Source organism: Pseudalkalibacillus hwajinpoensis (assembly GCF_015234585.1).
Lineage (GTDB): Bacteria > Bacillota > Bacilli > Bacillales > Guptibacillaceae > Guptibacillus > Guptibacillus hwajinpoensis_B.
Genome location: NZ_JADFCM010000008.1, coordinates 1,632,567 through 1,646,633 on the forward strand (window position 1 = coordinate 1,632,567; position 14,067 = coordinate 1,646,633).

Consider the following 14,067-nt stretch of genomic DNA (forward strand, 5'->3'; position numbering starts at 1 on the left):
TTTCACCCCTCTCTTGTTTCTTTAGCTCTTTTATACCATATACATATTATTCCGTTTAAATGTCTATTAGACGTGGGAACAAATAAGTACATCATAAGTTAAGGGGAGGAAAAATGAAAATGAGACAACATCGAATCAATACGCTAAAACCAGGTGAACACTATACCGCCAAAGAACTGGATAGCTTTGTATCAACGACGGATGTTCTTTTACTTTCAAGTAATGCTTCACAACTTTTTTCTGATCCGGAACGTGAGTATAAGGTGACCCATGAAGTGGAAGGTTTTTTTGAACATTCTTCTGATGAAGGTGAGAAGTACTTTCGGGATAAACGTGCTTATGTTGTTGAAAAAGTATAATGACCTGTTATAAAAGATAATTACTATCAAAAAATCCAAATTAAAACACCTCTCGTCACTAGAGAGGTGTTTTTTACAGTCTTATTATATTAATCTTTCTTTGGCGGTCTCGGTCCAAAGTATTGATAGTAATGCGTTTTGATATCACCATTGTAGAGTTTGCGGTTCTTTGTTGATCTCTTTCCATAAACTTCTTGGAAGCGAGGATGTGACGTTAGAATATAAACAGACCATGTATCAAGACGCTCACGGAAGGCTTTCCCCATCTTTCGATACATGTCTTCCACTTCTTCTCTTTCACCAAGACGCTCACCATACGGTGGGTTTCCGATGAGAGTTCCATACTCAAACTTAGAGCTAACATCCGTGACTTGCATCTGCTTAAATTGAATCATATCTCCGAATCCAGCTTCAAGAGCATTATTCTTAGAAAGGTCGACCATTTTAGGGTCAAGGTCGCTACCAAAAATGTGAAGAGGTTGATCGTAATTTGCAAGGTCCTCCGCTTCAATCATAGCTTCTTCCCAGCGCTTCTTCCCGATCCACTCCCAATCTTCAGAAGCAAATTCTCGATTAAAACCGGGTGCGATGTTTTGGCCGATCATAGCTGCTTCAATTGGAAGGGTTCCTGATCCACAGAATGGATCCATGAATGGTTTATCTGCATTCCAATTTGTTAGCATCACCATTGCTGCTGCCATAGTTTCCTTAAGTGGAGCTGCACTATGGAGGTACCTGTACCCTCTACGGTGCAAGCCTTTGCCACTCGTATCAATTGTAAGAATAGCCGTATCCTTGTGAATCGCAACTTCGATTTTAAATAGTGGTCCATCTTCATCAAACCACGAAACGTTATATTTTTCCTTCATGCTCTCTACGATCGCTTTTTTGACAATCGCCTGGCAGTCCGGAACACTATATAATGTCGACTTTACAGATCGACCACTTACGGGAAACTCAGCATTTTCGGGTAGTAAATCTCCCCACGGGAGTGCTTTCGTTGCTTCGAAAAGCTCATCAAATGTCGTTACTTTGAATTCCCCAACTTTAAGCTTAACCCTGTCAGCTGTTCTTAACCAGTAGTTCGATCGACAGATTCCAATTTCATCACTTTCATAAGTGACTTTTCCGTTATCGACACGTACATTTTCAAAACCAAGATCCTTTACTTCACGAGCAACCAATGATTCGAGCCCCATGGTGGCCGTTGCAATTAGTTCCATTTTCGCCATTTTACCCACTCCAATCTTTTGCTCTTTTATGTAACGTAGGTTTACCCTATTATCATACAAAAATTAATCGTTTCATGTTAGACCTATTTCGCGTGGAGGAGAGAATGTATTCTTTTAAGTCTTTTTATTATGCTTTCCAATCCATGCGCATTCATAGCCTTAACGTACAAAAAAGCCCCTTAAGGGCTTTTCATCAAAGATGATAACGTTCTGTAAGCCATGTTCTGTTCCATCGTACTGCGAACGGGTCTCCCCTCGTACTCAGGTGGTAATCATCTATCTCCAGACGCGTCCTCACCGCCTGGCTTTCTCTCCGTTCAATTCCTTCAAGAAAGCTCCCCTACCATAATTTGGGTTTCTCGCTCGTGGGGTTTACCTCGTTCCACTCTTAATGTTTCCATTAAGACTTCGTCACTGTGGCACTTTCAGAGTATTCGGGCCTTATCCGTGAAGAACTTAGGCCGTTTCCCCGCCGTTAGCCCAATTGGACTACCCTGACTTATTGTTTCATCAGGCACGAACACTACGATCATCTCAGATCGTGCGAGCATGGACTTTCCTCTACATGCCGCTTAATTGCGACATACAGCGACTACCCGAACGTTATCATTGTTAGGACAGCAAAAGCAATTATATCTTATATTCTACAATGATGCAAGGTTGCTTAAAGAATTGTTATGTTTATTTTTATTAATATAGTACGGTAATTGAAATTTTTAAAACTGCAAAAAATAAACCGCCGTTTGGTGGTTTATTCGTACAACTTACTCCCGAAAACGTGTTTCTCTAGGTTTGATAGTCGTTTTAGGATATCATAATTGGTATTTCCAGGCTGCGTTTGAGAACGCGTCTGCTGTCTCTTTTGTTGCTCAGACATACGATCCATCTCTCTTCTAAGACGCGTATTCTCTTGTCTCAGCTGTTCAATGTCATTTTCAAAACGCTCATAATCTTTAATTACTACGTCCAAAAACTTGTCGACATCATCCTGATCATAACCGCGAAATCCGCTTTTAAAATCTTTTTCAAGAATATCTTTAGCTGTTAATTGAGTCGGTTGTTGCTCTGCCATTTTATCACCTCTGTATGTATGCAGTTATTGTCTTTATTTTATTCTTCCAAAAGAGCTTCCTCTTGTCAATCGGAATCTCTTCTATTCTCCTTATTGACTGTAGAAATCGGGATTACTTTCACGTAAATCCTGCTCTAATAAATCAAGGTCAATAGGTGTGATGGTAAAAACTTCGTAACCTTCATCAGTTCTCTGTCTGTTCTTTGCTTCTTTCAAGTAATAATCAGGAGAACCAGGCGTATCTTCGTCATATAATACGAGCATAGCATGACTCTTACGAACGAGAAATTCATTCTTTGCTTTCAATTGCCCTGGATTTTCGTAAGGTCGACTTGTGATTGATTCAACAAAGTCAGCTTCTCCCATGATCATATGATAAAATTCTTGAGTAGGTTCTTTCCATTTACTTTCTTGATCTAGGAATGGCGTTAAAACGGCTAGCTTCAATTCGGGATAGAGTTCTCTTAGATCAAGTGCGACTTCAGCAGCCCAGAGCTCAACACCAGTTTGCCCACTGATTAGTATCCACTCAAAATCTCTCTCTTCGATAAGCTGAGACATGCGACTCTGAAGGGCTGCCTTTATAATTGGAAGTCCAGGATGATCGTCGTTAAAAATTCCTAGTTCGTGTGCCTTATAGCCAGTAACAAGTAAAACGTTTGCCACTTAGACACCTCCTATGTAAAAACGAACTGGAAGACCAGTTCGTTTCATTATTTCGTTATTTTCTTCTCTTTTGAGCAGGACTTACTTGACCTGGCATACCATTGCCATTTGGTCCTTGCATAGCTCCTGCTACTTGGGAAGGATTAGTAGGTGCGTATCCAGCCGGCATTGCGCCTGTCGGGCGTGGTGGCGGATAATTGTTCATGTGTGAAGCTAGCACTTCCTCTGACTCTGTTAAAGGATAACTATGATTGTGCTCATACATGTGATGATGGACGTTTTTAATATGCGTAGGATGAATATGATCTACGTTGTGCTTATAATAGTGATTCTTGACACAACATTTTGTCGGATAAACAACAGGACTTGTGGGACATGGACCTCCAGGACCTTGCATTGCTGGACTTACCTGACCTGGCATGCCGCCTTTCATGGCCGGACTCACCTGATTTGGCATATTCGCATTTGGACCCTGCATTGCTGGACTTACTTGATTTGGCATATTCGCATTAGGTCCCTGCATTGCTGGACTTACCTGGTTTGGCATATTTCCATTCGGGCCCATGCGGTGATGTCTATGAAACATAGTGTAGGTTCCCCCTTCTTAAATTGGTGAATTCCCTACTAGCCTATGTTGATCACGATGTACATGTACTGTGTATTCGTCCTTATTTCCTCAATACAAACGCAATTTCCACGCCTATTTTTGTACGACTACTTCATTGTCACTATAAATCTGGGCCGACTCACTAATTTGACTCATAACGACCACTGTTAACGCAATTACCATAAAAAACATTACCATAATGACCTGCTTCAATTACCATCTCTCCATTACATCAAATCTGAATCCTTTTCTAAAAAAAACAGAAACTTCAATATACTACTCAAAGTTACAACAAGAGACGACAATTGTAAACGGTGTTTCTACATGTTTTCTAAAAGAAATCGTCGAATATCATCTCTTTGTGCGCTTGCCCGGGGAATAATTAGGAAAATGAAGCTATTTCCTACCAAATACGAGATTATCTCTGGCAATTCGCCGTCTTATTTCTTGTTCATGACCGTCTTTCATGTCCAATTTGTGAAACATTTTCAAACAGAGTTCCGCTGTCATTCTTGCGTCGTTTAGGGCATGATGACGTTCATGACGTTCAATATTCAACTTCCTTATCAACGAATCAAGCTGCGGATTACTGCGAGGAAATAATTCCTTCGCCAGTGCTTCCGAATCCAAATAAGGTGGTAAATAATCTGGTAATCCCCATTTTTGAACGAGTGTTTGTAGAAAATAAACATCAAATTTAACGGGATGAGCAATAAGAGTCGTCCCTTTACTAAACGCCATAAATTCTTCAAACGCTTCAATAAATGTCCATCCCGCTCTTATTTCATCAATGGATAGACCCGTTAGCTGTCTAACAACTCGCGGTACTTTATGAATAGGGCGAACAATTCGATAGAAAGTTTCTTCGAGGATCCTTCCTTCCACAAGATCGATTTTCACCGCACCGATCGAGATTACTTCATCCCCGATAGCTGGATAAAAACCCGTCGTTTCGAGATCGTAAACGGTAAAATATCGACTGCTTGATTCTTGATATAATAACAGTGACTCCTGTAATCGATCATAAACTGGTAAAGCCTTGTCCCTTTTGATCTTTTTCTGCCATTTCACACGATCATATAGAAAATAGCGCAATAATTTCAAACCTATTGACGACATTGTTAAATACTCCGATTCCTTCGAAAGCTTAATTCACTTACCTGCTGCATCCGTTTTGCTACAAGCAACGCTTCCCTCATTTTCCTTCTCTCTTCTTTTTCCCATTCGATTGGCCTTACTTGATTCGAAATCTCTACCCCTTTTTCTAGTTGATAAAGGTTTTGTCTAACACGGAACGTATAAAGGTAATGAAGAGATGTTTCGATATTGATCACATCACGATGATGAAAAATTTCTTTTTTCTTTAACTCATGAAGCCTTTTAATTGTATTAACTTCTTCCACTCCATATTTCATTGCAAAAATTCGAATACCGTTCACGATTTGCATAATAGCAGCTTTTTTCAAATCAAGCGTTTTTTCTTTCCCACGAAGTTGAAGCTTTCCAAGAGGATTTAACGGCACGCGAAAACGAATCGTATCCTTCATTAACAGCATTTGAAGCGTTTGAGCTTTCTTAATTCGCGCAGTAATGCGACTTCTTAATGTTCGTGCGAGATCAAAATCTCCGTAAACTGGACGAAAATCCATAAAAATTGTAAAATTCCGGATCTCTTCAGCATCTGTTTCAGTAATCCAACGATTTACTTCTGTTTGCCAATTAGAAAGGGAGCGTCTCCATTTCTCATTTTTCGCCATTATGCCACCCTCACACTCAGGAAGACCACATGTCGTAAGCATCGTATTGATTTTCTTTGCAAATATCGAGAAATACGTTTCAATTTCCTGTTTATGCTCGAGGTGTTCATAATCATCAATAATAAGTCCGTTGTCTTGATCTGTACTAAAAGCCTGTTCTTTGCGCCCTTCGCTCCCCATAACGATGAAGCAAAAGTTCACTGGCGCCCGTCCATATCCCTCACTGATCATTTCCTTCTCTGCAAGTAAAATAATGCGTCGATGCATTTCATCATTATAATTGGACATCATCTCACATATTTCATAACCCAACGTATTTGCGTCAAGTAACTCTTGAATAAATGAACGGAATTCTTCATGTATTGGTGGTGAAAGATTCATTATTTCATTAAGCTCTTTAGCTCGTGATAGTCGATAGGACAGATCTAAATAGGCCGATTCCTGAATCCCTAAGAAAGATTTTGCTGAAACCATACCGACAATACGATCTCGCTTTACAACAGGTAGCAAAGAGACTTTGTGAAATTTTAAGTACGCCAATGCTTCATAACTAAAGGCATCCTCTTCTACCATATTAGGTTTTTGATACATCCACTTATGGATAGGATCTTGAAATTGTCCCATTGTAAGTGCATTTATGACCTCTAGCGGTGTTATTGTACCAAGAACACTTTCACGATCTTCACTTACTATCACACCGTCATAATTTTTCGTTCGAAAGAGCTCAGCTGTTTCTAATACCGTATAAGTTGGTGGGATCGTCACCTTCGTATCCATAATCGCGCTCACTCGTGTTCTATACAAGGCGATGTTTTCACCATCAGCCTCCCGATCTCGCTCTTGCTTAATTTCATCATAGAGGCTTCTCATACGTTCACCAATGGTATCGAGAACATTATGTGAAAAGGCAGGGTTTTCTGTCATGATCTTTAGCATGACTTCTTTTTTGATTCGAATAACCTGGCAATCTTCATTAGCTTGAACAGAAAACGTCATAGACGCATCTGTAAGCATAATCATGAGCCCAACTAGATCTCCGGGATAGTAGAAACGCATTGTCGTTTGTTGCCCATTCGCTTTGTGTACGATGTTTTTAGCAATACCTGAGACGAGGAGATAAAGCGTATTCGTATCTTCATCTTCGTGATATAAAAATTCACCCTTCTGATAAGTTGCGAAATGTGCTGATTCCATTAGACTTTCGATTTCAGCATCGCTCAAAGAATGAAATGGTTCCTTTTTCTTCAACACTTCATAGAAATCCTGCATAACAACCTCCTATCGTTAGCGAGCTGCTTTTTGCTCAATTCTCTCGATTCGCTTCATATATTGCAGCCGCTCGTTCTCTTCTTTATCTTTAAGAATTCGTTTTTTCTCTTTCCACTTTTCGTATGCAGACAGAGCATAGTGAAGGGCTTTCTCATAGTCTTTCGCTTTATGCTCATAATATTTAGCTAATTCAATGTCGCACTCTTCATCATTTGTGGATTGTGACAGCGATAGCCAAATCTCGATGGCTTCTTGAATGTTATCCTGCTTCTTGTATATCCGTGCAAGCGCCTTTTTTGCGTCCTGTTCATGACGACCAGTTGTCTTTTCATATAGTAAAGCCGCATGATCCTCTTCACCAACAGCTTCCCACCATCGAGCAGACTGGTATTGTTCACCAGCTGTTAAGGACTTTCCTTCCACATCAAGAAGGAGATGAGACAAACGAGTATATAGCGTGATTAAAGATAAGATATCTTCTTCATTGTGTTTCATCACGCCTCCGATCAGCTCTGGATCTGGATCTTTTACAAACTCGAAATAAAGCATAGGAGCTAAATAGCCTGGAATATCTTCTTTCCGTTCAAAATCTAGCTGCTGTTCTTCTACGTTCGCGAGTCTAACAGACTCCATATCATTTTTCCAGAATCGCCTCGCTCCGTGCAACAGATCGAAATGACCAAATTGCGGTAACTTAGGGACTTGTTCACGAATAAGCGTATGACGTGTTTTCACCTGTGGCCAATCAAACGCTTTGCCATTGTAGGTAACTAGGTTCTTCAATTCTTTTACATCTTCTAGAAAAGCTTGATACATCGGAACTTCTGCACCTGGGCCAGGCAAAAAATACTGATTTACAGAAATTCCCTCCTCTGTATACTGGCTATATCCAAGTAGAAAGATAGTATTTCCAACCCCACCTCCTAAACCAGTTGTTTCTGTATCAAAAAACAATAAATCGGAGGGCTGAAGGTGTTTTGAGGAGAGTGGATGTGCACGATAGTGTCGATTCCAGCGTTCGACAACTTGCTCAAGTTCTTGGAAAGTGTAACGTCCATGCTTATAGGAAGTTGGATACTGTTTTTTTCTCACTAGCGCATATTCTCCGTCAAAGAAAAACGGATGAGCATCTAGATCACGCCACTTATTCAAATGAGGAACTTCGTGAATCGGCTGCTCTACTTTCGCTTCCACTTCTTCTCCTTCGTTCAAGTTCATATGCTTTTTCATTCGATTTAATTTAGCTTTCAGTGACATCAGAATGTTCACCTCTTAAATATTCAAGTAAATAGATGGCTGTTTGCTTACTATTTTCACCCGTTTCACCGGAAACGCCCACACACGAAGGACAGCCACTTTCACATTCACAATTAACAACAATGGATTCGGCTTGTTTTAATATAACCTCTAGCTCTTTGTAAACTCGCTCCGATAGACCAATGCCACCAGGGTAGCGATCATAGAAGAAAACGGTAGGCTTGTTTGAATGGACAGCTTTGATTTGTGGTGTCACATGGAGATCCGATACATCGCACATGACAAACAGCGGAGCAACGTTACGAAGAACGTTACCAAGTCCTAACAATCCTTCCTCTAAGCGATTTTCTCCCATTGTTTGAACGAAACTTTCAGGAAAGTCAAACCAACAAGCATTCGTGTGAAGCTCTTCCTCGGGTAAGTGAATCGGACCTGATCCAATATTTTCGTGAGTTTCAAATTTAATTTTCTTGAAAATAGTTGCCATAGCATTTACCATAACTTCTCCATACGTTGCGGTTGTGTGTGGGAGCGGTTCATGCTTGTCTTCTTCTAGAACTTTCAGTTGAACAGCAAGATTAGCATCCGTATAGTAATCTACATCAACTTCCCTTACCCAAGCTTTTTTCTCGTCATAGTCAAGAAGCTCCACTTGATATTGCACACCCTGGTGAAGATAAATCGCTTCTTCATGAAGAAGAGTCATGGCACTAAATCTGTCCATTTCTCCAATGACTTTTACATTAGCAGCCGTTGTTTGATCAATAATAACGACATTTTCCTGCGAGGCAGAACGAAGGCTTACGTTGTGAGCCGGGAATGCATCGTTCATCCAGAACCAGCGATTTGCCCGATGATGAAGCAGCTGTTCGTCTGTTAAAAACTCAAGAACATCATCGATGTCTTCCCCACCAAACGTATCCCCTTGTTGAAATGGAAGCTCATACGCTGCACATTTAACATGATCCACAAGAATAATTAAGTTATTGGGGTTCACTCGCGCCTCTTCTGGGTTCCGTTCAAAAAAGTAATCCGGATGTGTAATCATATATTGATCAAGCGGACTAGAACTAGCGACAACAAATACAACAGACTCATCTTGACGGCGACCTGCACGTCCAGCCTGCTGCCACGTGCTCGCAATAGTGCCTGGATAGCCTGTCAGCACGCACGCTTGAAGCTGTCCAATGTCCACACCAAGTTCGAGGGCGTTCGTGCTTACCACGCCTTTAATGTCTCCATTTCGAAGTCCTCTTTCAATTTCCCTTCGCTGCTTCGGTAAATAACCACCCCGATATCCCATAATGGAACGCGGTCCTAATTCACGCTGTTCTAGCTGCTGTAAGTATGTGAGAAGGATCTCAACCCGAACACGACTACGTGCGAAAACAATTGTTTGAATGTTGTTTTTTAATAGTTCCGCCGCTAAGTTTCGTGCTTCAAGCGTAGCCGATCGTCTAATGTTCAAGGCTTGATTTACAACAGGGGGATTATAAAGAACAAAATGCTTTCGTCCAGTAGGAGCCCCATTGTTATTAATTAACGTAATTCCTTCACCAGTAAGCTCCTCTGCAAGCTCTTTTGGATTCGCAATCGTAGCCGAAGTACAAATAAATATGGGATTACTTCCGTAGAATTGACAAATCCTTTTCAATCTTCGAATTACATTGGCTACGTGACTCCCGAAAACACCACGATACGTATGTAGCTCATCGATGACAATCACTTTAAGGTTCTCAAAAAGAGAAACCCACTTCGTATGGTGTGGGAGAATAGCAGAATGCAGCATATCTGGATTCGTCATCACAATGTGGCCTGCTTTTCGAACGATTTGTCTAATGGTTGGAGAAGTGTCCCCATCATACGTATACCCTTTTAAATCCACTTCCATTTCATCAATCAATTCATTAATTTCACTTTTTTGATCTTGCGCAAGGGCTTTTGTTGGAAATAAATACAGTGCCCGACTTGACGGATCCTTCAAGATCGTATCCAAAACAGGCAAGTTATAGCACAAAGTTTTCCCAGAGGCGGTTGGTGTAACAGCGACAAAACTGTTCCCCTTTGAAGCTTCTTCATATGCTGTAGCCTGATGAGTATATAGCTGTTGCACTCCTCTATCTTCAAGTGCTTTCTTTAACTCAGGCTGCAATTCTGCAGGATATGGCGCTGTTTTAGCTTCTTTCGGTTCAATCGTTTTCCAATTAACAATATTGGATCGATACTTTTCCTCCTGCTGAAACATCTCCAGTAGCTGGGGCAGTTTCTTTTTTCTTTCCATCCGATCACCTCAAAAATTATTCTATTTCTATTGTAGCGAATATGCGTTCGAATGGATACCGTTTTGATTTGAAAGTAAAGCTTTTCCATTACCTACTAACTAATAATCGAAAACCTTCGTCAATGCTATTAGAATCGAGCTCATTTCTTTCTTTAAGAGAACACACTTTTCTCTTAAGGTACACGTATTTATCTTCAAAATATAAACATATCAATTCAGGGTGCAATAGAGGCTTTCTATCGAGAATTTTTCATCACCATACTTTTTCTCATCCGACAACTTTATTAGTGACAAAGAAGCTACCATGGTCTCACAACCTGGGTAGCTTCTTTGTTTAATTATCCAATTCTTTTATTACCTTCTCTACATTCGTCTCAGGAAGCGAACAACTAAAATTCTCACAAACATAGATCGTTGTGGTATCTGTCTTTTCAAATTCAGCTGCAAACGGAGCTGCTTCTTTTAACAAGGTAGGATCTTCAGTACTAATCACTGTAAGTTCAGGGAAAAAGTTCTGCTGTAAAAACTCTTCTATCTTTTCTTTGCTTGTATCACCATTTCCCCCAACAATAACAACTTCTTTTAGAGAGGATAAAGTATAAAGCTTGCTCATTAAGAAATAAGCATGTCCACTGGAATACGAAGATACATCACCTGAAAAAGCGGTAAACATCTTGTTAGCCCACAAATCATACTTTGCCTCCCCCGTTAACTTCGACAAACGAAGCAGTTGAAGAACAGCTACACTATTTCCAGACGGTAGCGCCCCATCATGCACATCCTTAGGTCGTGCAATTAATTCATCTGCATCATGGCCGTAAAGATAGAAACCTCCAGCGCTATCGTCCCAGAATAAATCGTGCATCTCATCTGACAGTTTTTTCGCTTTGACGAGGTACTCTGACTTAAACGTAGCTTCATACAATTCGTTTAATGCCCATAATCCATAAGCATAATCATCATGGTATGCTTTAAATTTCACTTCACCATCGCGATAACGAGCCATTAATCTACCGTCTATGACGAGATTTTCTTCGATGAATCTGAATGATTCCTCAGCAGTTTGTGTGTAGGTATGTTCAGCGAACACCCTTCCTGCCTTAGCGAAAGCTGCAATCATAAGCATATTCCAGCTTGTAAGGATCTTATCATCCTTATAGGGGTGAATCCGTTTTTCACGAACCTCATACAGCTTCTTTCTAGCCTCTTCTAACTGCTTATTAACATCTTTTTCTGTCATGCTAAATGATTTAGCAACCTTTGAAAGATCGGTTTGAATCAAGTTCGGAATGTTTTTCCCTTCAAAGTTCCCTTTTGACGTGATGTCATAAGCTTTGCAATATAGGGAGCCTAGCTTATCGCCAAGGATGTCGTGGACCTCACTCTCTGTCCAAACATAAAACTTCCCCTCTTCTCCTTCTGAGTCAGCGTCTTCAGCGGAATAAAAGCCACCTTGCTCACTAGTCATATCTCGCGTCACATACTCGAGAACATCACAAGCGACTTTCTTATAGTGTTCTTCTCCCGTTACTTGATAAGCTTCCGTGTAGGTAAGGGCAAGCATGGCGTTATCATACAACATCTTCTCAAAGTGAGGCACTAGCCATTCCTGATCTACCGCATATCTTGCGAAGCCATAGCCAACATGATCATATATCCCGCCCTTTGCCATCGCGTCAAGCGTTCGTGTAACCATTGTTAATGCGAGATCATTATCGTATTGTCGATAATATCTAAGTAAATACATCAGCATATGAGGTGAGGGGAATTTAGGAGACTGACCAAAACCTCCAAAGATGGTATCAAAGGAATTTTGCATCTGCTCAAAAGCTTTATGTAAAGGTTCCTCTGTTAATTCCCCACCTTCTGCATTCATCCGTTCTTGCAAGGAGGCTGTAATTTTCTCCCCGATTCCTGTAATTCGATCAGGGTTTTCCTTATATTGCTGATAAAGCTGCATAATAGCATCTTTGAACCCAGGAATATTGTATCTGCTTTCTTTCGGGAAGTACGTTCCTGCGTAGAATGGTTTTTGATCAGAAGTTAGAAAAACGTTCAATGGCCACCCACCCTGACCCGTTAATCCCTGACAAACTTTCATATATATTGAATCAATATCTGGACGCTCTTCGCGATCGACCTTAATCGCTACAAATCGATCGTTTAAAAGCTTTGCTGTTTCCTCATCCTCAAAGCTTTCTCTTTCCATTACATGACACCAATGACAAGTCGAATACCCGATCGAAACAAGAACAGGCTTATCCTCCCGCTTCGCTTTTTCAAACGCTTCCTCTCCCCATGGATACCAGTCTACTGGATTGTGAGCATGCTGAAGCAAATAGGGCGATTTTTCATGAATTAACTTATTTTCGTATGGCTGATTGGCTTGATTTTTCACGTTACACCCTCCGTCTCTTGATTTATCTATCTTCAGTGTATCAAAATGTGCTCCATAATCCTAAAAAACAAAAATAAGCGGGATTACCGCTTATCATATGTCTTATCAATATATTTTTGCTCTTCTTCGGTTGTCATTAATCTTTTTGCTTTTCCAATTGTTCCTCCATTTAAATCCCATATGTAATTATGAACTTCTACCGCATTAGAAAAATCTCCCTCGTCCCATTCTTCTAATGTTTCAACGTAAAAATCTTGATATTTGTATTCTTCATTCGTACCCTGTACTTTCTCTAATACTTCTAACATATTATCGATGCGTTCTTCTGAAATTTGATAGATTCCCCATTTATCTTTAGCAACCACTTTTTGATGAGTCATGCCGTGAATGTAATCCTGAAATTTGCTTTCCTTTGGTATGCCTTCAGCGCTAATCGGTTCTTCATTGTCACTTACATAGCGCGCAGGGTCAACAGATGATCCAGTCGCTTCATCAACGGTATCCGCTTCATTCGTTGTTTCTTTTAAATCCCAACCTAAATCAGAAATAAACCAGTAAGTGAATCCAAATATGAAGACCAAAATAGTAGAAATGGAAATGATTAATGTTTTTGTAGATGGCATTGACTGTTCCAACTCCTTAAACAAATCGATCCCTCTCAAATCGGGAAGGGATTGTTTAGATTTAACGTTCCGCAAGTCCAAAAAGGACATTTATACCTATTTTTACATACATTTCTAAAAATACAAGGTTAATAAACTATTTTCTGAAAATTTATTCGAAACTTGAATATTTGCATGTTTTATTAGGCTAATGGATAAGCATGTCCAGCTCTTTCGACATAAAGTATTGAGAGACAGGAGGTGTTAAAATGGGAAATCGCCGTAATGCAAGTAACCCTAGAACATATGTTAAACGAAACAACCAAACAGAAGGTGAAGCAACTGGTCGTAGATCTAGAGGATGTGGTTCAAGAGATAGTGACACAAGAGGTCGCCAAACAGGTCCGAGCTGTTCTAGATACTGCTCTAACGTTTGTCGTCGTTTATTTCCTTTAGACTTCACACGATGCTTCAATGACTGTGTATCCTGTCAGGAAGAAGTTCTCTTTGAAACGGACCACGAATTTTACGAAGATTAAGAGATGACGTTGAAAAGGACAATCCTAA

General features: G+C 40.3%; 12 protein-coding genes and 1 other RNA gene. 1 reads left to right on the forward strand and 12 read right to left on the reverse strand.

Going from position 1 to position 14,067, the window contains the following annotated elements:
• The first annotated feature begins 119 nt into the window (after positions 1–119).
• Positions 120–359: a hypothetical protein gene (locus IQ283_RS19980; RefSeq protein WP_194221816.1), complete on the forward strand. Its 240-nt coding sequence runs from the start codon at positions 120–122 to the stop codon at positions 357–359.
• A gap of 89 nt (positions 360–448) precedes the next feature.
• On the opposite strand, the gene IQ283_RS19985 is transcribed toward IQ283_RS19980, so the two are convergent.
• The 12 genes from IQ283_RS19985 to IQ283_RS20040 form a co-directional block, all read right to left on the reverse strand.
• Positions 449–1,591 carry a THUMP domain-containing class I SAM-dependent RNA methyltransferase gene (locus tag IQ283_RS19985; protein ID WP_194221817.1) on the reverse strand — a complete coding sequence of 381 codons (1,143 nt, stop codon included), beginning with the start codon at positions 1,589–1,591 and terminating at the stop codon, positions 449–451.
• 208 nt (positions 1,592–1,799) lie between these two features.
• Positions 1,800–2,195: RNase P RNA component class B (gene rnpB, locus IQ283_RS19990), an RNA gene on the reverse strand.
• A gap of 147 nt (positions 2,196–2,342) precedes the next feature.
• Positions 2,343–2,663 (reverse strand): cell division regulator GpsB, encoded by a 321-nt coding sequence (gpsB, locus tag IQ283_RS19995; RefSeq protein ID WP_048309322.1) that lies wholly within the window; start codon positions 2,661–2,663, stop codon positions 2,343–2,345.
• Positions 2,664–2,753: 90 nt separating this feature from the next.
• A complete protein-coding gene (locus IQ283_RS20000; protein WP_194221818.1) occupies positions 2,754–3,329 on the reverse strand; it encodes an SLOG family protein in 576 nt (191 codons plus the stop codon).
• A gap of 55 nt (positions 3,330–3,384) precedes the next feature.
• Positions 3,385–3,915 (reverse strand): CotD family spore coat protein, encoded by a 531-nt coding sequence (locus IQ283_RS20005; protein ID WP_194221819.1) that lies wholly within the window; start codon positions 3,913–3,915, stop codon positions 3,385–3,387.
• Between the two features lie 417 nt (positions 3,916–4,332).
• A complete protein-coding gene (locus tag IQ283_RS20010) occupies positions 4,333–5,055 on the reverse strand; it encodes a 3'-5' exonuclease (protein WP_194221820.1) in 723 nt (240 codons plus the stop codon).
• A 2-nt stretch (positions 5,056–5,057) separates the two neighbouring features.
• Positions 5,058–6,962, reverse strand: a complete 1,905-nt coding sequence (locus tag IQ283_RS20015; protein ID WP_194221821.1) for a DUF294 nucleotidyltransferase-like domain-containing protein — start codon at positions 6,960–6,962, stop codon at positions 5,058–5,060.
• 15 nt (positions 6,963–6,977) lie between these two features.
• Positions 6,978–8,219 (reverse strand): ribonuclease H-like domain-containing protein, encoded by a 1,242-nt coding sequence (locus IQ283_RS20020; protein WP_194221822.1) that lies wholly within the window; start codon positions 8,217–8,219, stop codon positions 6,978–6,980.
• The gene (locus IQ283_RS20025) at positions 8,203–10,500 is read right to left on the reverse strand and encodes a DEAD/DEAH box helicase (protein ID WP_194221823.1); all 2,298 of its coding nucleotides are present in this window, start codon (positions 10,498–10,500) and stop codon (positions 8,203–8,205) included. The genes IQ283_RS20020 and IQ283_RS20025 overlap by 17 nt, the downstream gene beginning before the upstream one ends.
• 334 nt (positions 10,501–10,834) lie before the next feature.
• Positions 10,835–12,898 carry a thioredoxin domain-containing protein gene (locus IQ283_RS20030; RefSeq protein WP_194221824.1) on the reverse strand — a complete coding sequence of 688 codons (2,064 nt, stop codon included), beginning with the start codon at positions 12,896–12,898 and terminating at the stop codon, positions 10,835–10,837.
• Positions 12,899–12,981: 83 nt separating this feature from the next.
• The gene (locus IQ283_RS20035) at positions 12,982–13,521 is read right to left on the reverse strand and encodes a DUF6241 domain-containing protein (protein ID WP_194221825.1); all 540 of its coding nucleotides are present in this window, start codon (positions 13,519–13,521) and stop codon (positions 12,982–12,984) included.
• Between the two features lie 187 nt (positions 13,522–13,708).
• Positions 13,709–13,975: a hypothetical protein gene (locus IQ283_RS20040; RefSeq protein ID WP_194221826.1), complete on the reverse strand. Its 267-nt coding sequence runs from the start codon at positions 13,973–13,975 to the stop codon at positions 13,709–13,711.
• Between the last annotated feature and the right edge of the window lie 92 nt (positions 13,976–14,067).